This window comes from Lysobacter avium, assembly GCF_015209745.1.
Taxonomy (GTDB): domain Bacteria; phylum Pseudomonadota; class Gammaproteobacteria; order Xanthomonadales; family Xanthomonadaceae; genus Novilysobacter; species Novilysobacter avium.
In genome coordinates this window covers 842,504-863,926 of the sequence record NZ_CP063657.1, presented here as the reverse complement: position 1 = coordinate 863,926, position 21,423 = coordinate 842,504, and the positions used below count along the sequence as shown (strand labels likewise).

The following is a 21,423-nucleotide window of genomic DNA, read 5'->3' as shown; positions in this document are numbered from 1 at the left end:
AGGCAAACGGAATCCCTACCTGCCGGTCCGAGACGAATGAGACTCGCGCACCCAGAGGCAAGCGAAGCAGCGCCGTATCACCAGGAGACGTAGAATCCGCGATGTCCCATCAAGGACAAGGAGAAAACATGACAAGGATGTGGATTGTGCTTGGTGACGCCACTTCGAGCGGCGGCACCGTGATCAGCGGATCACCCTTCACCGACATCGACGGCAAGCCTGTCGCGCGAATCAACGACATGGCGACTTGCCCCACCCACAAGGGCACGTTCCCGATCGTAGATGGGGACCCGACGACCATCATCGACGGCCAGGCGGTGGCCCTGCATGGAAGTTCGATTGCGTGTGGCTGCAAGGTGCTGGCGGTGAAACAGATGCGGGTGTTTGTGGACGCAGGGTCTGGAGCATCGACCGCAGCCGTCGCGGCGGACGCAGCAGCCAACGCCAATGCTGCGAAGGCGAACCATAATGGCGGACCGAGTCCTGCAGCCCGCACGATTAGGGACAGTGCATTCGATGAGCAGATCCGGTTCGTCGGCCCAACCGGTTCGGCGCTGTCCAATATCCGGTATGTGCTGCAGCTGGAAGACGGGACCGAGGTCGACGGCGTAACCGATGACGACGGCCGGACACAGCGCGTCGCGTCCTCCGCTCCGCTCGGCATTACCAGGGCCGAGCTGGTCGCCCCCGAGCAGGAAGCCAGTTGCTGTGCTGCCTTTGGCCTTCCGTCGCAAACAGTTGAAGTGGCATTGGCCGGCGCACGCACCAATGCGACCGCCGTTGGATCATCCGTGCATGAGGCCGTAGCCAAAGCCGAAGACCGTGGGCTGACCAGCGGCGAGGTCGCGATGCTGCGGCAAGTATTTGGAAATTCCGTGGACTACAAGTCGGTCAAGCTTCACAACCATGGATACTGGCTGCTCTTCGGCTTTCAACCAGATAACACGGCGACTGCACCTAACGGTGATATTTACCTACCGGGCAAGCTGTTCTCAATAGACTTTTCGCTCGAATTGGATCGGGAGCAGCGACTTCTCGTACATGAAATGACACATGTTTGGCAGTATCAGCTTGGCTACCCGATCAAGCGCGTTCGAGGTCCTCGTCCCAACATGACGTATGAGTATACGATCGACAGAACTAAGCGCCTTTGCGACTACAACATGGAAGCACAGGGAAATATAATTGCGGATTATTACCTTCTCAGATTTCGGCAAAACACTGACGACCTGTATGATTCCAAGTATCGCCATAGAGCCAACCTTCTTGCACTCTATGAAGGCACATTGCGTGACTTCCTTATAACACCGGATGATTCGAACAACCTACCGCAGGTAACCAAATGAGAATCGGAGCTGTCTTCCTACCGCTACTGCTTGCTCCCGGCGTTGGCGGTTGCACTCAGCCAGCCGGCATGTATCAGGACGCAACGATCCGTATTGTAGACTCCCGCCTGTGCTTCTCCGTCGCCGATAGCAAGGAAGCACGGAAAACACCTCCAACGATCGCTGCAATTTCCGTTAGCAAGTTCGTGGATTCTAAATGGGAACGGATATGGGGTTGGATCACTCCACTGGAACCGGAAACGACGCTACATCCGGATGATTGCATCCCATACGGATACCGGCCAGTCAATGACTCACAGCAGCAAATTTATGAGGAACTCCGGCCAGGCGAGCGATATGGCCTATCGATCAATGCGGGAATACCGAATCCATCGCGCCGGGGCGATCGCACTCTGGGCCGTATGTATGGCCAATACTTCTGTCTGCGCGAGAATTCCGACGGGTCGCAGGAAGTCCTTCTGGTTCCGGCGTTCAAGGGCGTGACACAGTGGCAACTGTGTAACGTCCCCACTGATTGACAGGCCCGCTGACAAATCCAATCTTCCTAAGGTGACCAAATGATGAGACCTTGCATCTTCTTTCTGGTCTCGGCCTTACCACTTGTCGGGAGTTGTACTCAGCCGCGGGAGACGTACCAGCAAGCGGAGGTTCGCATGGAGAACGTTCAGCCCTGTTTCTCGATCAATGACACCCACGAGGCGAGAACATCACCACCCGAGATCGCTTCAGTGACCGTGCGCAAACACGGCTCGAGCCAGAGCGATATTGTATGGGGCGTAGATCTTACCGCGGCGACCCCTCATTTTAGATTGGCGCCTGATCAGTGCATAAGATATGCCGCCGAAATACCGGACGCGATTGAGGTAAAGGCGCCTGAACCACTTAAGATTGGCGAGCACTACTCAGTGTCGATAAATGCGTTTATAGAGTCTCCGCAAGGCAAGCCCGACAAGATTCAAAATCGCCGCTACCTTCGTGACTTTTGTCTCAGCCGCTCCGCGAACGCATCGTTAGAGGCGATTTTTGTACCAAGGCGGAGTGGGAAACCCGCTTGGGAAGTTTGCCCAACCGGCTAGCCGAGTGGCGACTCCGCACGAACGCGGCAATCCGCATCTCAAATCCAACAAAAAAGCCCCGCATCCGCGGGGCTTTTTCTGTCAGCGCAGCGCGGCAGTTACGCCCACGGATCCTGCAGGATCATCGTGTGGTCGCGGTCCGGGCCGGTGGAGACGATCGCCAGCGGACAGCCAGCCAGTTCTTCCAGCGCCCGCAGGTAGGCGCGCGCCGCCGGCGGCAGCTTGTCCCACTGGGTGACGCCGTGGGTGCTTTCCTGCCAGCCCGGCAGCTCCAGGTACACCGGCTCGCACTCGTCCCAGCCCTGCGCGTCCAGCGGGGCGTACTCGGTCTGCTTGCCGCGGTACTGGTAGCCGATGCAGACCTTCAGCTTCTCCAGGCCGTCCAGCACGTCCAGCTTGGTGATGCACAGGCCGTTGATGCCGTTGATCGCGACCGCCCGCTTGAGCGCGACGATATCGATCCAGCCGCAGCGGCGCGGGCGGCCGGTGGTGGCGCCGTATTCCTGGCCCTTGTCGCGCAGGGCCTGGCCGACCTCGTCGTGCAGCTCGGTCGGGAACGGGCCGCTGCCCACGCGGGTCGCGTAGGCCTTGGCGATGCCCAGCACGTAGTCGATCGCGCCGGCGCCGACGCCGGTGCCGGCCAGCGCGCCGCCGATGGTGGTGTTGGACGAGGTGACGTACGGGTAGGTGCCGTGGTCGATATCCAGCAGCGAGCCCTGCGCGCCTTCAAACAGGACACGCTTGCCCTGCTTGCGCAGGTCGTGAAGGATGCCTGCGACGTCGGACTTCATCGGCTCGACGTAGTCGCCGAAGGCCAGCGCATCGTCCAGGGTCTGCTGGAAGTCGATCGCTTCGACGTTGAAGTAATTGGTCAGCACGAAGTTGTGGTAATCCAGCGCGCTGCGCAGCAGTTCGGCCAGTTGCTCGGGGTAATGCAGGTCGGCCACGCGGATGCCGCGACGGGCGACCTTGTCCTCATACGCCGGGCCGATGCCGCGGCCGGTGGTGCCGATGGCCTTGCCGCCGGCGGCCTTCTCGCGGGCCTGATCCAGGGCGATGTGGTACGGCATGATCAGCGGCGTGGCCGGGCTGATCTTGAGCCGCGAGCGGACCTCGACGCCTTCGGCCTCCAGCTCGCCGATTTCCTTCTGCAGCGCGCCGGGATGCAACACCACGCCGTTGCCGATCAGGCACAGCGCGCCTTCACGCAGGATGCCCGAGGGAATCAGGTGCAGGACCGTTTTCTTGCCGTTGATGACCAGGGTGTGGCCGGCGTTGTGGCCGCCCTGGAAGCGCACGACCGCACCGATCTCCTCGGTCAGCAGGTCGACGATCTTGCCCTTGCCTTCATCGCCCCACTGGGCACCGAGAACGACGACTGACTGACCCATTGCATATGCTCCTGAAGCATTTGAGGGCCAGCGCACGCCGACCCGGGCGGAGAGTTCCGCACATAGAAAAAGCCGGGAGGTTTTCGCCCCTCCGGCTTTTGCGCATTATCCGGGTTTTTGGGGGTCCGGGCCAGTGCGGAACGACAAGCGCTTACAGAACCCGCACCAGCCATAGCGAAACCACGCCAACCGCAAGCACCACGCCGCCGATCTGGCGCAGCTGGCGGTCATCGAGCTGGCGCAGCTGCTCCATGGTCTGCCGCCAGCGGCCGGGGGCGGCGAACAGGAACAGGCCTTCCAGCACGGCGACCAGCGAGAGGGCCGACAGGAGCTCGACGGTCATGCCGCGCTCCCGCCGGCATTGCCGAGGCTCAACGATCGTTGCCGAAGTACTTCAGGAAGTCGTCGTTGCGCTCCAGCATGATCACGCCCTGGCCGTCGTTGAATGATTCCCGATAGGCCTCCAGGCTGCGCTGGAAGGCGTAGAACGCCGGATCCTTGTTGGCCGCCCTGGCATACAGCGCCGCCGCTTCCGCATCGCCCTGACCGCGCAGTCGCTGGGCGTCACGTTCGGCCTCGGCCACGATCACCGCCTGCTGCTTGTCGGCACCGGCGCGGATGGTCTGGGCCTGCTCGGCACCCTCGGCGCGCAGGCGGCTGGCCACCTGGTGACGCTGGGCGCGCATGCGGCGATAGACGTCCTGGATGACCTGGCTGTCGGTCGGCAGGTCGATCTGCTTCAGGCGCAGGTCGATGATCTTCACCCCGACCGTGCTGGCGCCCTTGTTGATCGACTCCAGCTGGCGGTCGATGATCTCGGCGCGGTCACCGGAGACGAGCTCCTTCAGCGTCCGTGAGTTGATCTCGTTGCGCAGCGAGTCCTTGATGATCGGTGCCAGGCGGTCCACTGCCAGGCTTTCATCACCACCGGTCGCCCGGTAGAACGCGCGAACGTCCTCGATCATGCCCACGGTGAAGAAGTCCACGCTGACGTCCTTGCGCTCGGAGGTCAGGTAGCGCTCGGGCTCGGCGTTGAACACCGTCAGGCGGCGATCGAACACCAGCGCGGTCTCCACCAGCGGCACCTTGAAGTGCAGGCCCGGGCCGATGCCGGTCCTGGCCACGCGGCCCAGGTTGAGCACCATGCCGACCTGGCCCTCACGGACCACGTAGGTGGAGCCCATCAGGCCCAGCAGCACGGCTACGGCGACGGCGATCCAGATGGAATGTCTCATCGGTTTACCTCCGGACGGCCAGCGGGCCGCGGGGTGCGTTCAGTGCGGGAAGGCGGCTGCGTGGCCGATGAGGTATCGGGCGACAGCATCTCGGGTGTCAGCAGCGGTGCGGAGGAGGTATTGGTCGAGCCCGAGGAGCGGCCGGACCCTTCCGGGGCGCCGTCCATCGGCACGTAGATCAGCTGGCGCGAATCGCCGCCGACGATCTTGCGGTTACCCGACAGCACTTCCTGCACGGTCTCAAGCCACAGGCGCTTGCGGGTGACTTCCGGCGCGTCCTTGTATTGGTCCACCAGCAGCGAGAAGCGGTCGGCGTCACCTTCGGCGCGCGATACGGATGCGTCGCGGTAACCCTCGGCGACCGTACGCACGCGGGCGGCCTGGCCTCGGGCCTCCGGCACGACCTGAGCGGCGTAGGCTTCGGCCTCGCTGATCAGGCGGTCCTTGTCCTGCTGGGCGCTGTTGACGTCGTCGAAGGCCGGCTTGACCTCTTCGGGCGGTCGCGCGTTGGGCAGGTTGAGCTCGGTCACGACCAGCCCGGTGCGGTAGGCGTCCAGCGAGTTCTGCAACTGCTCACGGGCCGATACGGCCAGGGCATTACGCGCGCCCAGCACGGTGTCCAGCGTTGAACGACCGACCTGCTCACGCACGGTGCTCAGCGCCGCCTGCTGCAGCATGGCGTTGGCGTCACGGCTGCCGAACACGTACTTCTGCGGATCGCTGACGCGGTACTGCACGTTGATCTCGACCTGGACGATGTTCTCGTCGCTGGTCAGGACCGGCACGTTGGTACCAAAGGTCTTGATCTCGGTGGCGTTGATCTTGATCGCGGTCTCGAACGGCCACGGCAGCTTGAAATGCGGGCCGGGCTGCAGGATGCGGGCGAACTGGCCGAAGCGCAGGACCACGGCGCGCTGCTGCTCGTTCACCAGCAGGAAGCTGTTGAAGGCCAGCCACAGGGCAAGCACCAGCAGCACCCAGCGGCCGACGCCACCACCGCCGCCACCGCCCTGGCCCCCGAACAGGCCGCGCAGCCGATCCAGCACGTCGTCGATGCCATTGCCGCCGGGGCGGCGACGCGGCGGGCGGCCACGGCCGCTGCCGGAATTGTCACTGCCAGGGGTATTCCAGGCCATGCCTGCTCCTAAGGAAGGTGAACAGCGCCCCTTTGTCGCGGGCAGCCGATGATTCTAGGTGGGAGGGACGCCTGCCTCAAGCAAGCGCGGTCAATGGAGGTCGTGGTCCGCCGCGGGCGGGGGCAGCAGTGCGTGCAACACATCGCCGTCGGGTTGCTCGTGCAGGCGCGCGGCGTCGGCAAGCGACATGTCCACCTGCATCCGCCAGCCATCCTCGACGGACTCCTCGTCACGCACCGCGCCCAGCTCGTGCAGCTTGGCATGCAGCTTGCCCGCACGCGAGGGCACCTCGATGGAGCCGGTGACCCGCTGCAGATCGAGGATCTCGCCGATCGCCTCGGGCAGCAGGTCGAGTCCGTCACGTTCCTTGGCCGACACCCAGACACGCGGGTGGCCTTCGGCAGGACGGTCGACCCGGGGCTTTGCCTGCTCGAGCTGATCGATCTTGTTGTAGACCAGCAGTTGCGGAATATCGCCCGCACCGATCTCGGCGAGCACCTCGTCGACCTGGGCGATGCGCTCCTCGCGCAGCGGGTCGGCGGCGTCCACCAGATGCAGCAGCAGGTCGGCCTCGCGCGCTTCCGACAGCGTGGAGCGGAAGGCCGCCACCAGCTCGTGCGGCAGATCGCGGACGAAGCCGACCGTGTCGGCCATCACCATTGCGTGTCCGGACAGCTCGATGCGGCGCACGGTGGGATCCAGCGTGGCGAACAGCTGGTCGGCGGCGTAGGCGTCCGCGCCGGTCAGGGCATTGAACAGCGTCGACTTGCCGGCGTTGGTGTAGCCCACCAGCGCGACCCTGGGCAGTTCGTTGCGGACCCGGGCGCGGCGCATCTGGGTGCGCTGCACCTCGACCTTGTCAAGCCGCTTCTGCAATTGCTCCAGCCGCTTCTGCAGCAGCCGGCGGTCGGTTTCCAGCTGGGTCTCACCCGGGCCACGCAGGCCGATGGAACCACCGCGCAGGCTGTCCAGGTGGGTCCAGCCGCGCACGAGCCGGGTCGACATATGCTTGAGCTGGGCCAGCTCGACCTGCAGCTTGCCCTCGTGGCTGCGCGCACGCTGGGCGAAAATGTCGAGGATCAGGCCGGTACGATCGACCACGCGGCAGCCCAGGATGCGCTCAAGGTTGCGCTCCTGGACCGGGCTCAGCGGGTGGTTGACCAGCACCAGGTCGGCTTCGGTGGCGGCGACGGCGGCCTGCACTTCCTCAAGCTTGCCGGTGCCGATCAGGATCGAGGCGTTGGGGTGGTCGATGCGGGCATTCAGTGTCGCGACCACGGTGGCACCAGCCGAGCGGGCGAGCTCGGTGAATTCCTCCAACTGGTCCTCATCGACGGGACCGCCAGCGTGGGGCTGGATCAGGAGCGCACTTTCACCCTTGCGGGAGCGTTCAAACAAGAGGCAGGGCCTTTGCGGTATTTGGGATCATGCCCGATGAGATGGGTGCGGGATCGCCAAACACAAGCCATGGCCCGAACGGATGGCGAGTCAGGGCGACCCCGCGCCTTCATCGGTGTCCGCCGCCTGCACCTGCCCGCCGCTGGGACCCACGCGCACGTTGCGCGCCGGCACCACGGTCGAGATGGCGTGCTTGTAGACCATCTGGCTGACGGTATTGCGCAGCAGCACCACGAACTGGTCGAAGGATTCGATCGTGCCCTGCAGCTTGATGCCGTTGACCAGGTAGACCGATACCGGAATGCGCTCACGGCGCAACGCGTTCAGGAAAGGATCCTGCAAAGACTGTCCCTTGGACATCTGAATTCCCCGCTTGGTTTTTTCTAGTTATGGGTGGCATGCCGTGTCCGGCACTGCCTGTCGCCGGCATTTCCCCAGCCGGCGCTGGGGCGATGGTAGCGCAACGCGCGCTGCGCAGACGTGCTGCAGATGGCGGATCGGGCCAATCACGCCAGCGCGCGCGAGGACACTCAGGGAAGGAACAGGGCCAGCGCCTCTTCCAGCGATTGGCGCTGGGTCATTGGGTCGAACCAGCGCGCGTCCAGTTCGCCGCGCAACCACGTGATCTGGCGCTTGGCCAGCTGCCGGGTCGCATGGATGCCGCGGTCGCGGAAGTCGGTCGCCTCCCCGGGTCCGTCCAGATACTCCCAAGCCTGGCGGTAGCCGACCGCGCGGACCGCGGGCAGGTCCAGCGGCGCCGGAAGGTCGCGCAACTGTGGCAGTGCACGCAGCTTCTGCACCTCCTCGAGGAAACCCGCCGCCAGCATCGCGTCGAAACGCTGCTCGATGCGCTGATGGAGCACCGCGCGGTCGCGCGGCGCGAGGACCAGCTTCAATACGCGGAACGGCAGGCGCGGTGCCGGCACTTCGTCACGCCAGGAGGTGATGGTCCGTCCCGAAGCGCGATATACCTCCAGCGCGCGCTGGATCCGCTGGGCATCAGTGGCATGGATGCGGGAGGCTGCGGCCGGGTCCAGCGCGGCCAGCTCGCCGTGCAGTGCGGGCAGGCCGCGCTCGGCGATCTCGGCGGCGATCTGCGCGCGGATGTGCGGATCGGCTTCCGGCATGGGCGACAGGCCGTGCAGCAACGCGCGGAAGTACAGACCCGTGCCACCGGCCAGGATCGGCACCCGGCCGCGGGCGCTCACCGCCTCCAGCGCGGCGCGTGCATCGCGTGCGAACTCGGCCGCCGAGTACGGCTGCCACGGGTCGCGGATATCGATCAGGTGATGCGACACGCGCGCCATCTCCGCCGCGTCCGGTTTCGCCGCGCCGATATCCAGGCCGCGATAGACGAGCGCCGAGTCGACGCTGATGATCTCCCCGCCCAAGCGCTCGGCCCAGTCGAGCGCAAGCGCGGTTTTGCCCGCCGCCGTCGGGCCCATCAGCGCGATCGCGAGTGGTCGGTGGGAAATCATGGGAAATAAGGCGCAACAGTGAGCGGCAGGCAGGCGGTCATCGGCGAAGCCTAACCCGGCATCGCACAGGGATCCCGGGCGACTTGTTCACAGACCCTGTGGACAAGCATCGGCATCAAGCTGTGGAAAACTTACGCAGCGCGATAGCCGGCAAGGGCCGGGCTTACGTTGGTCAATTTTTGACCACGTGGGCGCGGCGATGAAAACGCAGCTGTCAGTCATCATCCGGCCAACGGATCGCGGCGCGGGCCGGACGCTGCTGCGGCATCGGCTGCTCCGCGACCGCCTGCCAGACCTTCAGCGCGTCGACCGTGGCGGCGACGTCATGCACCCGCAGCAGCAGGGCACCGCGGTGGGCGGCGATCAGGTGTGCCGCGACCGATCCGTGGACGCGCTCATCCATCCCATCGCGACCGGTCAACTCGGCGATCGAGCGCTTGCGCGACAGGCCCGCCAGCACCGGCACACCAATGTCCGAGAAGCGCTCCAGTCCCGCCAGCAAGGACAGGTTGTGCTGCAGCGTCTTGCCGAAGCCGAAGCCGGGATCAATGACGAGGAGCTTCTTGGCGATGCCGGCCATTTCCGCGGCGAACACCCGCTCGGCAAGGAACCGGTGCACCTCGCCGACGACATCCTCGTAGTGCGGCGCGTCCTGCATGTCGCGCGGCTGGCCCTGCATGTGCATCAGTACCACCGGCACGCCGAGCGCAGCGGCCGCCTCCAGCGCGCCCTCGCGCCGCAGTGCCTGGATGTCGTTGATCATCCCGGCGCCGGCGGCCACGGCCGCGCGCATGACTTCGGGCTTGGAGGTATCCACGCTGATCGGCACCGTGGTCTCGGCGGCCAGGCGCTCGATGACGGGGATGACGCGCCGCAGTTCCTCCTCAGCATCCACCGCCTCCGCGCCAGGACGCGTCGACTCACCGCCGACGTCGAGCAGGTCGGCGCCCTCGGCGGCCAGACGCAGTCCGTGGGCGACCGCGGCCTCCGTGCCCTGATGGGCGCCGCTCTCGGAAAACGAATCGGGCGTTACGTTGACGATGCCCATGACCCGGGCGCGGTCCAGCCTGAGCAGGCGGCCGTTGCAGTCCAGGACGGTGGCGGTATCGAACACGGCGGGCTCCGGTGAATACGTGCGGGGACCCATTGTTACACCCGCCCCGGCCGGGGAAAGGGCGATCGCCGGAAACAGAAACGCCCCGGTCAGGGGCGTTCCTGTTTCATCGCGATGTTCTGCCGCTTACAGCTGCTCGGCCGGCCCACCGATCGGACCCGGCGAGCGCGGCGTGTCCTTGGGCGGCGGCGGCAGGTTGTCGGTCTTGCCCCAGTCCGCCGGCGGGTTGGGCTTGCGCCCGGCCATGATGTCGTCGATCTGCAGGGCGTCGATGGTCTCGTACTCAAGCAGCGCATCCGCCATCGCATGCAACTCGGACAGGTGCTTGGTGAGGATCTCCGTCGCCCGCTGGTAGGCCTTGTCCAGGATCCCGCGCACCACCTCGTCGATCTTGCGCGCGGTGTCGTCGGAGACGCTCTTGTGCTGGGTCACCGAACGGCCCAGGAAGACCTCGTCGTCCTCCTCGCCGTAGGAGATCGGGCCCATCTCATCGCTCAGGCCCCACTTGGTGACCATGTTGCGGGCCATCTTGGTCGCCCGCTCGATGTCGTTGGATGCGCCGGTGGTGACCTTGTCGGCGCCGAAGATCAGTTCCTCGGCGACGCGGCCGCCGTACAGCGAGGCCAGCTGCGACTCGATCGCGGTGCGGTTGTAGCTGTACTTGTCACCCTCGGGCAGGTACATGGTCACGCCCAGCGCACGGCCGCGCGGAATGATGGTGACCTTGTAGACCGGATCGTGCTCGGGCACGACGCGACCGACGATGGCATGGCCGGCCTCGTGGTAGGCGGTGAGCTTCTTCTCGTCGTCGCTCATCGCCATCGAACGGCGCTCGGCGCCCATCATGATCTTGTCGCGAGCCTTGTCGAAGTGGTCCATGCGGACGTCCTTCGCGTTCTCGCGGGCGGCAAACAACGCCGCCTCGTTGACCAGGTTGGCCAGGTCCGCGCCACTGAAGCCCGGCGTGCCACGCGCAATGGTCATCGGCACGACGTCATCCGACAGCGGCACCTTGCGCATGTGCACGCGCAGGATCTCCTCGCGGCCACGCACGTCGGGCAGCCCGACCACGACCTGGCGGTCGAAGCGACCCGGGCGCAGCAGCGCAGGATCGAGAACGTCCGGACGGTTGGTCGCCGCGATGACGATCACGCCCTCGCCGCCCTCGAAGCCGTCCATTTCCACCAGCAACTGGTTCAGCGTCTGCTCGCGCTCGTCATGACCGCCGCCCAGACCGGCGCCGCGATGGCGACCGACCGCGTCGATCTCGTCGATGAAGATGATGCACGGCGCGCTTTTCTTGGCCTGCTCGAACATGTCACGCACGCGGCTGGCGCCGACGCCGACGAACATCTCGACAAAGTCCGAGCCGGAGATCGCGAAAAACGGGACCTTGGCCTCGCCGGCGATGGCGCGCGCCAGCAGGGTCTTACCCGTACCGGGAGGGCCGACCATCAGCACGCCGCGCGGAATCTTGCCGCCCAGCTTCTGGAAACGGGTCGGATCGCGCAGGAACTCGACCAGCTCGCCGACTTCCTCCTTGGCCTCATCGCAGCCGGCGACATCGGCCAGGGTCACCTTGATCTGGTCCTCGCCCTGCAACTTGGCGCGCGACTTGCCGAAGCTCATCGCGCCCTTGCCACCGCCCTGCTGCATCTGCTTCATCACAAACAGCCAGAAGGCGATGATCAGCAGGATGGGCAGGAAATTGAGCAGCACCGACCAGAAAGAAGGGCCACCCGGCGGCACCTGCTCGATGCCGACGTTGTGCTGCATCAGGTCGTTGACCAGGTCCTTGTCACCGGGACTGAAGGTGGTGAATTCGGATCCGTCCTTGCGCTTGCCGGTGATCGTCGTCCGATCCTCGTCAATGCGGACCTTGTCGATGCGGTCGGCCTGGACCTGCTGGATGAACTGGTCGTAGGCAAGGGGGCCGGCGGCGCCGGGGGTACGCGGGCCGAATGCCTGGAACACCACCATGAGAACCACGGCGACGATCACCCAGAGCATCAGATTCTTGGCCATGTCGTTCATAGGTTACGGATCACTTTTTTGTGCGGACGGCCTGCCACGGCAGACATCGGAAAGAAGCAGCGACGCTTGGTATACGGCGCGTAGCGAGGACCGGATCACTTGATTTCTGCGCGTTTGCCCTGTGCCAGGGCGTAGACCTCCGGAGAGCGCTTGCGCGACGCTTCCGGCTTGCGGATGACCACCTTGGCATAGCGCCGCCGCAGCTCCCGCACGTAATCATCGAAGCCCACACCCTGGAAAAGCTTGATCAGGAACGTGCCATCGACGCGAAGGTGGTGGTCGGCAAAATCCATCGCCAGTTCCGCCAGGTACAGCGCACGCGGCATGTCGACCGCATCCACACCACTCTTATTGGGGGCCATATCGGAGAGAACAAGGTCCACCGGTTTGTCATTCAGAGTGCGCACCAGCTCCGATAAGACCGCATCCTCCCTGAAATCGCCATGAAGGAACTCCACGCCCGCCAGCGTCGGCATCTCCAGGATGTCCAGCGCGATCACGCGCCCGCTGTCGCCCAGCGCCTGGCGGACCCACTGCGACCAGCCACCGGGCGCGGCCCCCAGGTCGACCACCACCATCCCCGGCTTCAGCAGGCGGTCGCGCTTGACCAGTTCCTCCAGCTTGTAGGCGGCCCGCGAGCGCAGTCCTTCCGCCCGTGCGCGCTTCACGAACGGGTCGGAGTGGTGCTCCTTGAGCCAGCGCTGGCTGCTTTTGCTGCGGGTAGCCATCGGACGAAAACCGTTGGAGGACGGGCCGGCCATGATACCCTGCGGGCCCTCCCCAACCTCATTTGCGTGCATCGATGGCAACCGTCCTGACCAGTGCCCAGACCCGCTTCCTGCGCGGCCAGGCACACGACATCAAGGCCATGATCCAGGTCGGCGGAAAGGGCATTTCCGATGCGCTGGTGGCGGAGCTGGAGCTCGCACTGGAGAACCACGAGCTGGTGAAAGTGAAGGTGGGCGCGGCTGATCGCGATGTCCGCGACGGGATGATCGAGCAGCTGGTGCAGCGCACCGGCGCGGCAATGGTGCAGAAGATCGGCCACACCGTCGCGCTATACCGCCCCAGCGAAGAAAAGCGCCACATCGTCCTTCCGCGCGCCTGAGCGCACCGCTGCTTTTTAGTCCTCATCGCGCTTGCTAGCATGGCGCGATGGAACTGACCCTGGAACGCCCGGACTACGAATTCTTCCTTCGCGCTGCCGACGGCAGCATGGCGCTGGTCAATGACCGCCGCCTGACCCGGAGTTTCGTCATCACGCCGAACCACCTGTCCGAGGACTGGGGCGTGCGCGACATGCAGGACCTGGACCCGTCCGATCTCGACCCGTTGCTGGCCCTGGAGCCGGAAGTGGTGATCATCGGCGGTGGCGGCCAGCAGGTATTCGCGCCGGCGAAGGTGATGGCCGTCTGCCTGCGTCGCGGAATAGGCATCGAAGTGATGACCAATGCCGCCGCGGCGCGGACCTTCAGCGTGCTGGCCAGCGAAAACCGCCGCGTGGTCGCCGGATTCGTGCTGCCGGGCTGAACCGCGGCAGCGACGCAGCACGCGAGCCTACTTTTTCGGCAGGTAGAGCAGTGGATCGACCGGTTTGCCGTTGTAGCGCACCTCGAAGTGGAGCATGTCGCGCGACGCGCCGGTGCGACCGAGCTCGGCGATCTGCTGGCCCGCCTTCACCCTGGCGCCCTCCTCCACCAGCCGGTTGCGGTTGTGGCCATAGGCCGACAGCCACTGCTCGTTGTGCTTGATGATGACCAGCTCGCCGTAACCCACCAGGCCGGAGCCGGAATAGACCACGGTGCCGTCGCCCGCCGCCTTGACCGCGGTGCCCGCGGTCCCGGCAATGTCGATGCCCTGCTTGGTCGGTTCGCCTGCGACAAAGCGGCTCAGCAACGCACCATCCACCGGCCACCGCCAGGCAACACCACTGGCCAGCGGCGCTGTGCTCGGAGCCGAAGCGACCGGCGCACTGGCCGCCGGCGCGCGCGTGCCACCACTCGACGGTGCGCGCGGCGTGGTTGCCACGGCACCACCGGATCTTGGATACAGCAGCAGCTGCTGCCCGGGGTAAATCGTGTAGGGCGCGCCCAGACCGTTCCAGGCCGCGAGATCCCGCATCGCGATGCCGTTTTCGACCGCAATCCGGTACAGCGTGTCGCCACGCTGCACGACCCGGGTCGCACCGTATTTGGGCGTGGAGACCGGACTGGTTTCGCGGGTGACCGCGCTGGAGCACGCCGCCAACGTCGTAGCAACCGCAGCGGCCACGATCAGGCGGGCCGCAATCGTGCGAAAGAGTGTGTTGCCTTCGGGAGTCATCATGCTCATGCGCCTTGTTGTGTCCTCCAGATCAGCCAGGTGAATACCGCCAGCAACAGGGCCGTAGCGACCCAGCCGACGGGTTCAATGTAGCGTCGCAATGCCGCCTCTGCGCGATGGCCGCCCAGTCGGATCGCCAGCGCGAGCAGGAACACGCGCTTGCCGCGGCCAACGAACATGCTGGCGATAAACGGCAGCAAAGGTACCCCGACGATGCCGGAAGCCCAGGTGAAAATCTTCAGCGGGATGGGTGTGAAGCCGACCAGCACCAGTACCCAGAACGCCTTCCACGGCGAGTTGGCGGCGATCTCGCGCAGCGCCGACACCTCCACATCGATCCGGTCCATCCAGCCCAGGCTCACCAGCAGCGGGCGGACCAGCTCGAACGCGTAGTGACCGAGCAGGTATCCCAGCACGGCGCCAGCCAGGGAGCCGAGCAGGCTGAGGAAGGCGAACCAGAATGCGCGCGTCGGGCGCGCCAGGGACATCGGCCCCAGCATGACCTCGGGCGGGATCGGGAACACCACCGCCTCGGCGAAGCTCAGACCGACCAGCAAAGCAGGCGCGCGCCTATGGCTCGCCCACACCAGGCAGCGGTCGTACATGGGGCCGAATAGTTTCAAGCGCAGGTGTCCTTCAGTCGATCAGGCCCGACAGCAATGGTACGAAGACGACCGAACCGATGGTCTCCTGCGTGATCCGCCCGTCGGCGTCCTTGCTCAGGCGCAGCAGCGACTGCCCGTCCGACGCGCCCACCGGCGCGACCAGCACGCCACCGGGCGCCAGCTGTGCGGTCAGCGCGTCCACCAGCGCCGGGGCGGCCGCGGTGACCAGGATGGCATCGAAGGGACCGTTCTCCGGCCAGCCGATGCGGCCGTCGTCGTGCTTGCTGCGGATATTCATGCCCAACTGGCGAAAGCGCTTGCGAGCGGTGCGCAGCAACTCGCCGATGCGCTCCACGGTGTGCACTTCCAGCCCGAGGGCGGCAAGGATGGCGGCCTGGTAGCCCGAGCCGGTGCCGATCTCCAGCACCTTGGCGGGCTGGACCTGCATCAGGGTTTCGGTCATTTTCGCCACCACCCAGGGCTGGGAAATGGTCTGGCCGTGGCCGATCGGCAACGCGGTGTCGTCGTACGCCCGGCTTTCCAGCGCCTCGTCCACGAACAGGTGGCGGGGGACGTTGCGCACGGCGTTGAGCACGCGCTCATCGGTGATGCCGGTGGCGCGCAGGCGGTCGACCAGCCGGTCGCGCACACGCTGCGAGGTCAGGCCGGAACCCAGGTCGGTGGGCTGCAGGCGCATCTTCAGGCTCATCGACCGTTCTCCCCGGGCGCGGATTCCAAAGAGGCTTCAAGTCCGCTGACCCAGTTCGCCACCTGCTCCAGCGCCTGGTAACGCGTCAGGTCCACCTTGATCGGGGTGATGGCAATGTAGCCGCTGCGCACCGAATGGAAATCCGTGCCCGGCCCGGCGTCCTGCTCGGGACCCGCCGCGCCGATCCACCACCATTGGCGACCGCGCGGGTCCTCCTGCGGCACGCAGGCTTCGGCGCGGTGGCGGTTGCCCAGGCGACCCACCTGGAACCCGCGCACGTCTTCCCACGCGAGGTCGGGCACGTTGACGTTGAGGATGGTGTCGGCCGGCAGCGGATCAATCGCGAGACGGGCGATGATCTCCACCGCCGCACGCGCCGCAGTGTCGTAGTGCCGGCCAAGCTCGCCGTTGGTCACCAGCGATACGGCGACCGCGGGCAGGCCGAGAAAACGGCCCTCCATCGCGGCGGCGACGGTGCCCGAATAGATGACGTCATCACCCAGGTTGGCGGCGTCGTTGATCCCGGACACCACGATGTCGGGCTCTTTTTCGAGCATGCCGGTGATGGCGACGTGCACGCAGTCGGTGGGCGTGCCGGCGACGCGCCAGGTGCGCTCGTCCTGCTGGAACACCCGAATCGGCATGTCCAGGGTGAGCGAGTTGCTGGCGCCGGAGCGATCCCGGTCCGGTGCGACTACCACTACTTCGTGACCGGCGGCGCGCAATCCCTCGGCGAGGGCGCGGATACCGGGTGAATCGACGCCGTCGTCGTTGCTGACCAGAACTCGCATGATCTCCCTTGGCGAGCGCCACGGGGGCGCAATGCAGTAGTGGCACGGACCGGCGCGGCCGGTCGCGGGGCGGATCGGAGGCGCCGACAGTGCGGCGGGTTCGATCCCGTCAAAGCGGTCATGATAGCCGATGGCGAGCACTCGACGCCGCCTGGCTGCAGGCAATTGCACGACCGCGATGTCCGTCTCCGCCGCGGCGCGTTAGGCTAGGACGATGGATACCGGAACACCCCGTTGAACGGCGCCGATGACGACGATGCGGCGCTGTTCCGCAGCGCGATCGGACCGGTTCGCAAGCTGCCCGAACGGCCGGCGCCGCCGTCCGCGCCGCGTCCGAAACCGCGCGCGAAGATGGCCGAGCGCGACGATGCCGATGCGCGCGAGGATCTCCGCCACGCGCTGGAATCCACGTTGCTGGAAGCCGACGACCCGCTGGCATGGCGCGGCGATGTCAGCCAGGAGGCGTGGCAGCGCCTGCGCCGGGGCGAGATGTCGGCGCAGGAGGAACTCGACCTGCACGGAACCGACGCGACGACCGCCGAGGCGCTGGTGCGCGCGTTCCTGAGCGATGCACAGCGCCATGGGCTGGGCTGTGTGCGCATCATCCATGGCAAGGGCGGACGTGGCGGGGCCGATATCGGCCGCAGCGGCGCGCCCGTACTGAAGAACCTGGTCGACCGCATGCTGCGGCAGCGCTCCAGCGTGCTGGCTTTCCATTCGCCATTGCCCGCCCAGGGCGGCAGCGGCGCGGTGGTCGTCCTGCTGGCGCCGCGGCGTCGTTGACGCGAGCCCGGCACTGCGAGGGCTGCGGCTGATCAGGCGCCGGACGGGCCGGAGCCGTCGAAGACCGCGCCCAGTTCCGCCAGCACCACCGTGGCGTAGGTGCCCGGCGGCAGGTTGAATGACAGCTCCAGCGTCGCGGCGTCCAGCCAGTGCCAGCGCAGGGCGTCGGCGCGCAGGCGCAGCGATCGCCGCCCCTGCTTCAGGCCGGCCTGCTCCAGACCGGCGCGCAGGCGCATCGATACCTGGTCGGCCAGTGCGCCCTGCTCCAGCTCCAGCGCATCGTCCTTGCTGCGCAGCTCGCCGCGGCCCCACAGCGGGCCGCTGGGATGGATGTCGAACGCCGACAGGCGCTGTTCGATCTCCGGAGTGACCGGTTCGGGCCCGAACACACTGCGGCTGCCATCCAGCATCCACACCTCGCCCTTCAACGGCGTATCCCAGCAGTGCGCCTCGACCCGCGCCTGCAGCACCTGGTTGAACAGCACCGAGCGCGCGGCCGAGAGCAGCATGCCGCGTTCGTCGCGACGGACCCGGCGGGCTTCGAACATCGCCAGCGCCTTGCCCAGGTTGTTGCCATCGCGGCCAAATCGCTGCTCGCCAAAGAAGTTCGGCACGCCGCGCCGGGCAATCTGCTGCAGGCGCGCCTCGATCGCGGCGGGGTCGCCGACGACGTCGCGCAGGACGAGCACGAAGCGGTTGCCGGCCAGCGCACCGCGCGGGAGCTTTTTCGCGTGCCACGCCTGTTCCAGCACCTGCAGTCCGTCCACCTGCAACGCGGCAACGTCCGGGGCGACCTTGCGCGGCAGGTGCACGCTGAAGCGCTGGCGGGTCACCGCGTGGCGATCCTTCAGCCCGGCGTAGCCGATCGCCATGTCGTCCACGCCGGCCCACTGGGCAATGCTGCGGGCGGCGAAAGCGGTGTTCATGCCGCGCTTCTGCACCGTCAGAAGCAGGTGCTCGCCGCTGCCGGAGGGTTCGAAGCCGGCCAGTTCCTCGACGAAGAAGTCCTCCGGCGCTGCGCGCATCCGGGCGGACAGCACGGGCTCGCCGTGGGCACGCGTGTCAGCGGCGGGCGCACTGTCCGCGGGACCCGCCGCGCCGGCATCGCTCATCCGCGCACCAGCAGGCACACCGCCAACGCGGCAAGCCCTTCGCCGCGGCCGGTAAAGCCGAGCTGCTCCGATGTGGTCGCCTTTACGCTGACGGTATCGACATCGGCGCCGAGGTCGGCCGCCAACAGGGTGCGGATCACCGCGACATGTGGACCGACTTTCGGGCGCTCGCAGATCACGGTGACGTCGGCGTTGCCCAACGCCCAGCCGCGCTCGGACGCGAGCTGACGGCAATGGCGCAGGAACGTGCGGCTGTCGGCATCCTTCCAGCGCGGATCGCTGGGCGGAAAATGGGTGCCGATATCGCCAAGCGCGAGCGCCCCGAGCATGGCGTCGCACAGCGCATGGATGACCACGTCGCCGTCGGAATGGGCGAGCACGCCGCGGTCGTGCGGAACCCGGACCCCGCCCAACACGACGTGATCGCCGTGGCCGAATGCGTGGACGTCGTAACCCTGGCCTATGCGGATGCTCATTGATGCCGGTCCTGCTGCAACGAATTGGGGGCGACATTGTCGCCTACGCCGCGTCGGGTGACCTCTGGCTCGCTCGGGTTGCGTTCGACCCGGCGGTCAGCGCTGGCGCTGCGAGAGCAGGAACTCCGCCAGGTCGCGATCGGCCGGCGTGGTGACCTTGAGGTTGTCCTCGCGCCCTTCGACCAGCCGCGGCCGCAGGCCTGCGCGTTCGACCGCCATGGCCTCGTCGGTCACCTGGACTGCGTCGGCGCGGGCCGCCAGCAAGGCATCGGTGAGCAGGCCGCGACGGAACACCTGCGGGGTCAGTGCACGCCAGAGCGCGGCGCGCGGCTCGGTCGCGGCGATACGTCCCTCCGCGTCGGCGCGCTTGAGGGTGTCGCGCACCGGGGCAGCGAGGATCGCGCCGTCGCGGTCCCCGGACGCGGCATGCAACAGCCGCTCCAGATCGGATGGGTGCAGGTTGGGACGCGCTGCGTCGTGGACCATTACCAGGCTGTCTTCCGGGCCGGGCGGCAGTGCCTGCAAGGCCGCGAGCACCGAATCCGCCCGCTCGCCGCCACCCACGCAGCGCAGGACCGGCTTGCCGTGGCGGGTGGTCCAGCCCGGCCAATGCCGGTCATCGGCGGCCAGCGCCACCATCGCGCCCGCAACCTGTGGATGCGAGAGCAGCGCGTCCAGTGCGTGCGCGATCAGGGGTTGTCCGGCGATCTGCAGATACTGCTTGGGCACGTCGCCGCCAAAGCGCGCACCACGACCGGCGGCGGGAAGGATTGCCCACACCGACGGCGTGCCATGCCGGCTCACTGGGGGACCGGATCCGGATCCGCAGGCGTTGCCGGATCCGGCTCGACCACGCGGTAGAAGGTCTCGCCGGGGCGGATCATGCCCAGCTCGCTGCGGGCACGATCCTCGACCGCCGCCTCGCCGGATTTGAGGTCTTCCACTTCGGCGGACAGCGCATCGTTGCGCTGCTGCAGGCCCTCGTTTTCGCGGGCCTGCTGCTGCACGCGCTGCTCCAGCGCGGCGACCGAGTCACGGCCGCCCTCGCCGTCCCACAGGCGGTCTTGCAGGAACACCAGCAGCGCCACCAGTGCCACCAACAATGCCACCATCCAGCGCATGCGCGGGTGTCAGCCCTTCAGCGATACAAACGCGTCGCGGCCGGCGTAGGTCGCCGCGTCGCCGAGCTGCTCTTCGATCCGCAGCAACTGGTTGTACTTGGCGACGCGGTCGCTCCGGCACAGCGAACCGGTCTTGATCTGGGTCGCCGTGGTCGCCACCGCGATGTCGGCGATGGTGGTGTCCTCGGTCTCGCCGGAACGGTGCGACACCACCGCGGCGTAACCGGCGCGGTCGGCCATGGAAATCGCTTCCAGCGTCTCGGTCAAGGTGCCGATCTGGTTGACCTTGATCAGGATCGCGTTGGCGATATGGCGGTCGATGCCCTGCTGGAAGATCTCCGGATTGGTCACGAACAGGTCGTCGCCGACCAGTTGGACCTTCCTGCCCAGCGCGTCGGTCAGCTGCTTCCAGCCGTCCCAGTCGTTCTCGTCCATGCCGTCCTCGATGCTGATGATCGGGTACTGCGCGCACCAGCCGCCCAGGAACTCGACGAACTGCTCCGAAGTCAGGCGCTTGCCCTCGCCGGTCAGGTGGTACTTGCCGTTCTCGTAGAACTCGCTGGACGCAACGTCCAGGCCGAGCAGGATGTCGTCGCCGGCCTTGTAGCCCGCCTTGCCGATCGCCTCCAGGATGGTTTCCAGCGCTTCCTCGTTGCTGCGCAGGTCCGGCGCGAAGCCGCCCTCGTCGCCCACCGACGTGCTCAGGCCGCGGCTCTTGAGCACCGACTTGAGCGCGTGGAACACCTCGGTGCCCGCGCGCAGGCTCTCGGAGAAGCTGTCAAAGCCGACCGGCAGGATCATGAACTCCTGCAGGTCGACGTTGTTGTCGGCGTGGGCGCCGCCGTTGATGATGTTCATCATCGGCACCGGCAGCACGCCGCGGCGGTCACCGGCCAGGTACTTCCACAGCGGCAGGCGACGGCTGGCGGCCATCGCGTGGGCGTTGGCCATTGACACCCCCAGCAACGCGTTCGCACCCAGACGGCCCTTGTTGCGGGTGCCGTCCAGATCGATCAGGCGACGGTCGATGCCGCCCTGGTCAGCCGCATCCAGCCCGACCAGTGCCTTGGCGATGGTGGTGTTGACGTTCTCCACCGCGGTGCGCACGCCCTTGCCCAGGTAGCGGGTCTTGTCGCCGTCGCGCAGCTCCACGGCTTCCTTGGAGCCGGTGGACGCACCGGAAGGCACCATCGCCCGGCCAAAGCTGCCATCGGCAAGGGTGATCTCGGCCTCAAGGGTCGGATTGCCGCGGCTGTCGAGGATTTCGCGGGCGTGGACTTTGGCGATTTCGGTCAT

Annotated in this window: 23 protein-coding genes; 4 read left to right on the top strand and 19 right to left on the bottom strand. The window is 66.5% G+C overall.

Going from position 1 to position 21,423, the window contains the following annotated elements:
- The first annotated feature begins 101 nt into the window (after positions 1–101).
- Entirely contained in the window at positions 102–1,346 is a 1,245-nt protein-coding gene (locus INQ42_RS03885) for a PAAR domain-containing protein (RefSeq protein ID WP_228064425.1), read from the top strand.
- A gap of 1,174 nt (positions 1,347–2,520) precedes the next feature.
- Here INQ42_RS03885 and INQ42_RS03880 read toward each other — a convergent pair.
- From INQ42_RS03880 to rlmE, 10 genes are all read right to left on the bottom strand, one after another.
- A complete protein-coding gene (locus tag INQ42_RS03880; protein ID WP_194035229.1) occupies positions 2,521–3,813 on the bottom strand; it encodes an adenylosuccinate synthase in 1,293 nt (430 codons plus the stop codon).
- Positions 3,814–3,964: 151 nt separating this feature from the next.
- Positions 3,965–4,156, bottom strand: coding sequence for a DUF2065 domain-containing protein (locus INQ42_RS03875; protein WP_194035228.1), 192 nt, complete (start codon positions 4,154–4,156; stop codon positions 3,965–3,967).
- Between the two features lie 28 nt (positions 4,157–4,184).
- Positions 4,185–5,048, bottom strand: a complete 864-nt coding sequence (gene hflC / locus INQ42_RS03870) for a protease modulator HflC (protein WP_194035227.1) — start codon at positions 5,046–5,048, stop codon at positions 4,185–4,187.
- Positions 5,045–6,184 carry an FtsH protease activity modulator HflK gene (hflK, locus tag INQ42_RS03865; protein WP_194035226.1) on the bottom strand — a complete coding sequence of 380 codons (1,140 nt, stop codon included), beginning with the start codon at positions 6,182–6,184 and terminating at the stop codon, positions 5,045–5,047. Before hflK ends, hflC begins: the two co-directional genes overlap by 4 nt.
- 90 nt (positions 6,185–6,274) lie before the next feature.
- A complete protein-coding gene (gene hflX / locus INQ42_RS03860; RefSeq protein ID WP_194035225.1) occupies positions 6,275–7,582 on the bottom strand; it encodes a ribosome rescue GTPase HflX in 1,308 nt (435 codons plus the stop codon).
- Positions 7,583–7,672: 90 nt separating this feature from the next.
- The gene (gene hfq, locus INQ42_RS03855) at positions 7,673–7,942 is read right to left on the bottom strand and encodes an RNA chaperone Hfq (protein ID WP_194035224.1); all 270 of its coding nucleotides are present in this window, start codon (positions 7,940–7,942) and stop codon (positions 7,673–7,675) included.
- A gap of 170 nt (positions 7,943–8,112) precedes the next feature.
- A complete protein-coding gene (gene miaA, locus INQ42_RS03850; protein ID WP_194035223.1) occupies positions 8,113–9,060 on the bottom strand; it encodes a tRNA (adenosine(37)-N6)-dimethylallyltransferase MiaA in 948 nt (315 codons plus the stop codon).
- Between the two features lie 214 nt (positions 9,061–9,274).
- Positions 9,275–10,174: a dihydropteroate synthase gene (gene folP / locus INQ42_RS03845; RefSeq protein ID WP_194035222.1), complete on the bottom strand. Its 900-nt coding sequence runs from the start codon at positions 10,172–10,174 to the stop codon at positions 9,275–9,277.
- 126 nt (positions 10,175–10,300) lie between these two features.
- Positions 10,301–12,208 (bottom strand): ATP-dependent zinc metalloprotease FtsH, encoded by a 1,908-nt coding sequence (gene ftsH / locus INQ42_RS03840; protein WP_194035221.1) that lies wholly within the window; start codon positions 12,206–12,208, stop codon positions 10,301–10,303.
- Between the two features lie 95 nt (positions 12,209–12,303).
- Positions 12,304–12,936 (bottom strand): 23S rRNA (uridine(2552)-2'-O)-methyltransferase RlmE, encoded by a 633-nt coding sequence (rlmE, locus tag INQ42_RS03835; RefSeq protein WP_194035220.1) that lies wholly within the window; start codon positions 12,934–12,936, stop codon positions 12,304–12,306.
- A 74-nt stretch (positions 12,937–13,010) separates the two neighbouring features.
- Between rlmE and yhbY the strand changes: the two genes are divergently transcribed.
- Both yhbY and INQ42_RS03825 read left to right on the top strand, forming a co-directional pair.
- A complete protein-coding gene (yhbY, locus tag INQ42_RS03830; protein ID WP_194035219.1) occupies positions 13,011–13,316 on the top strand; it encodes a ribosome assembly RNA-binding protein YhbY in 306 nt (101 codons plus the stop codon).
- A 47-nt stretch (positions 13,317–13,363) separates the two neighbouring features.
- The gene (locus INQ42_RS03825) at positions 13,364–13,738 is read left to right on the top strand and encodes an Mth938-like domain-containing protein (protein ID WP_194035218.1); all 375 of its coding nucleotides are present in this window, start codon (positions 13,364–13,366) and stop codon (positions 13,736–13,738) included.
- Between the two features lie 27 nt (positions 13,739–13,765).
- Here INQ42_RS03825 and INQ42_RS03820 read toward each other — a convergent pair whose 3' ends face one another.
- Genes INQ42_RS03820 through surE form a run of 4 tightly spaced genes read right to left on the bottom strand, consistent with a single transcriptional unit; the run spans position 13,766 to position 16,635 of the window.
- Complete coding sequence (locus INQ42_RS03820) at positions 13,766–14,533, bottom strand: peptidoglycan DD-metalloendopeptidase family protein (protein ID WP_194035735.1); 768 nt, start codon at positions 14,531–14,533, stop codon at positions 13,766–13,768.
- A 2-nt stretch (positions 14,534–14,535) separates the two neighbouring features.
- Complete coding sequence (locus INQ42_RS03815) at positions 14,536–15,153, bottom strand: YqaA family protein (protein ID WP_194035217.1); 618 nt, start codon at positions 15,151–15,153, stop codon at positions 14,536–14,538.
- A gap of 13 nt (positions 15,154–15,166) precedes the next feature.
- Positions 15,167–15,844, bottom strand: coding sequence for a protein-L-isoaspartate(D-aspartate) O-methyltransferase (locus INQ42_RS03810; protein ID WP_194035216.1), 678 nt, complete (start codon positions 15,842–15,844; stop codon positions 15,167–15,169).
- Positions 15,841–16,635, bottom strand: coding sequence for a 5'/3'-nucleotidase SurE (gene surE / locus INQ42_RS03805; protein WP_194035215.1), 795 nt, complete (start codon positions 16,633–16,635; stop codon positions 15,841–15,843). Before surE ends, INQ42_RS03810 begins: the two co-directional genes overlap by 4 nt.
- A gap of 234 nt (positions 16,636–16,869) precedes the next feature.
- Here surE and INQ42_RS03800 point away from each other — a divergent pair, with 234 nt between their 5' ends.
- Positions 16,870–17,418: a Smr/MutS family protein gene (locus tag INQ42_RS03800; protein ID WP_194035214.1), complete on the top strand. Its 549-nt coding sequence runs from the start codon at positions 16,870–16,872 to the stop codon at positions 17,416–17,418.
- Between the two features lie 32 nt (positions 17,419–17,450).
- Here the strand turns inward: INQ42_RS03800 and truD are convergent, their stop codons facing one another.
- From truD to eno, 5 genes are all read right to left on the bottom strand, one after another.
- Positions 17,451–18,530 (bottom strand): tRNA pseudouridine(13) synthase TruD, encoded by a 1,080-nt coding sequence (gene truD, locus INQ42_RS03795; RefSeq protein ID WP_194035213.1) that lies wholly within the window; start codon positions 18,528–18,530, stop codon positions 17,451–17,453.
- Positions 18,527–19,006 carry a 2-C-methyl-D-erythritol 2,4-cyclodiphosphate synthase gene (ispF, locus tag INQ42_RS03790; RefSeq protein ID WP_194035212.1) on the bottom strand — a complete coding sequence of 160 codons (480 nt, stop codon included), beginning with the start codon at positions 19,004–19,006 and terminating at the stop codon, positions 18,527–18,529. The genes truD and ispF overlap by 4 nt, the downstream gene beginning before the upstream one ends.
- 96 nt (positions 19,007–19,102) lie before the next feature.
- Positions 19,103–19,810, bottom strand: a complete 708-nt coding sequence (gene ispD / locus INQ42_RS03785; protein WP_194035211.1) for a 2-C-methyl-D-erythritol 4-phosphate cytidylyltransferase — start codon at positions 19,808–19,810, stop codon at positions 19,103–19,105.
- Positions 19,807–20,127: a cell division protein FtsB gene (ftsB, locus tag INQ42_RS03780; protein ID WP_194035210.1), complete on the bottom strand. Its 321-nt coding sequence runs from the start codon at positions 20,125–20,127 to the stop codon at positions 19,807–19,809. Before ftsB ends, ispD begins: the two co-directional genes overlap by 4 nt.
- A 9-nt stretch (positions 20,128–20,136) precedes the next feature.
- A complete protein-coding gene (eno, locus tag INQ42_RS03775) occupies positions 20,137–21,423 on the bottom strand; it encodes a phosphopyruvate hydratase (RefSeq protein ID WP_194035209.1) in 1,287 nt (428 codons plus the stop codon).

Coding starts and splice junctions, on each gene's coding strand:
- INQ42_RS03885 (WP_228064425.1), top strand. CDS start 102: ATGTCCCATCAAGGACAAGGAGAAAACATGACAAGGATGTGGATTGTG.
- INQ42_RS03880 (WP_194035229.1), bottom strand. CDS start 3,813: ATGGGTCAGTCAGTCGTCGTTCTCGGTGCCCAGTGGGGCGATGAAGGC.
- INQ42_RS03875 (WP_194035228.1), bottom strand. CDS start 4,156: ATGACCGTCGAGCTCCTGTCGGCCCTCTCGCTGGTCGCCGTGCTGGAA.
- hflC (WP_194035227.1), bottom strand. CDS start 5,048: ATGAGACATTCCATCTGGATCGCCGTCGCCGTAGCCGTGCTGCTGGGC.
- hflK (WP_194035226.1), bottom strand. CDS start 6,184: ATGGCCTGGAATACCCCTGGCAGTGACAATTCCGGCAGCGGCCGTGGC.
- hfq (WP_194035224.1), bottom strand. CDS start 7,942: ATGTCCAAGGGACAGTCTTTGCAGGATCCTTTCCTGAACGCGTTGCGC.
- miaA (WP_194035223.1), bottom strand. CDS start 9,060: ATGATTTCCCACCGACCACTCGCGATCGCGCTGATGGGCCCGACGGCG.
- ftsH (WP_194035221.1), bottom strand. CDS start 12,208: ATGAACGACATGGCCAAGAATCTGATGCTCTGGGTGATCGTCGCCGTG.
- rlmE (WP_194035220.1), bottom strand. CDS start 12,936: ATGGCTACCCGCAGCAAAAGCAGCCAGCGCTGGCTCAAGGAGCACCAC.
- yhbY (WP_194035219.1), top strand. CDS start 13,011: ATGGCAACCGTCCTGACCAGTGCCCAGACCCGCTTCCTGCGCGGCCAG.
- INQ42_RS03825 (WP_194035218.1), top strand. CDS start 13,364: ATGGAACTGACCCTGGAACGCCCGGACTACGAATTCTTCCTTCGCGCT.
- INQ42_RS03820 (WP_194035735.1), bottom strand. CDS start 14,533: ATGATGACTCCCGAAGGCAACACACTCTTTCGCACGATTGCGGCCCGC.
- INQ42_RS03810 (WP_194035216.1), bottom strand. CDS start 15,844: ATGAGCCTGAAGATGCGCCTGCAGCCCACCGACCTGGGTTCCGGCCTG.
- surE (WP_194035215.1), bottom strand. CDS start 16,635: ATGCGAGTTCTGGTCAGCAACGACGACGGCGTCGATTCACCCGGTATC.
- truD (WP_194035213.1), bottom strand. CDS start 18,530: ATGAGCGATGCCGGCGCGGCGGGTCCCGCGGACAGTGCGCCCGCCGCT.
- ispF (WP_194035212.1), bottom strand. CDS start 19,006: ATGAGCATCCGCATAGGCCAGGGTTACGACGTCCACGCATTCGGCCAC.
- ftsB (WP_194035210.1), bottom strand. CDS start 20,127: ATGCGCTGGATGGTGGCATTGTTGGTGGCACTGGTGGCGCTGCTGGTG.
- eno (WP_194035209.1), bottom strand. CDS start 21,423: ATGACCGAAATCGCCAAAGTCCACGCCCGCGAAATCCTCGACAGCCGC.